Genomic DNA, 637 nt, shown 5'->3' with positions numbered 1-637 from the left:
CCAGCGGCACCGGCTGACGGTGCTCGTCCAGCAGGTAGATCTGCGTGTTGGCGATCGGCCGGCCGATGGGCAGGCTCTTTGCGTCGACAGGATCGCAGACGTGAGCGGTCGCATTGACCGTGGCTTCCGTGGGACCGTATGCGTTCAGCAGCTGGGGCTTATAGCCAGAACGACTGAACCATTGCTGCATGCTTCCAGGAGAGGCTGCCTCACCGCCGACGAACAAGCAACGCAACGCGTTGGGAATGTCTGCAGGCGCCTCATTGAGCAGTTGTTCCCAAAATTTGACCGGCAAGGCCGCAATCGTGATACCGAACTGCTGACACAAAGACCAAAAGGCTGGTGCGCAATCTACCCAATGATCGCCACGAAGTACGACCGCCGCTCCAAAGCTCAGCGGAGTCAAGACCTCTTCCGCACACACGTCAAAAGCCAGCGAGACGAATTGAAGAAAACGGTCGTGAGAAAGCAAGCCACTTTGCTGCCTGACCGCATCAACCATATTCACCACCCCGGCGTGTCCGACCATCACGCCCTTGGGCATGCCCGTCGAGCCGGATGTGTAGATCACATACGCCAGGTGCTTCGCGCTCAGCCCCAGTTCGCGCGCGTCAGGGTTGCGCCGCTCAGCTTCTGA

1 protein-coding gene is annotated in these 637 nt (G+C 59.5%); it reads right to left on the bottom strand.

Annotated elements, in window-relative coordinates:
- Nucleotides 1-637, bottom strand: a 637-nt coding sequence (locus AC3WOE_RS30550; protein WP_492696322.1) for an AMP-binding protein, incomplete at both ends; no start/stop codon positions are given.

Source organism: Roseateles sp. FW305-36, from assembly GCF_058787015.1.
This window is presented reverse-complemented; position numbering and strand designations above follow the sequence as displayed.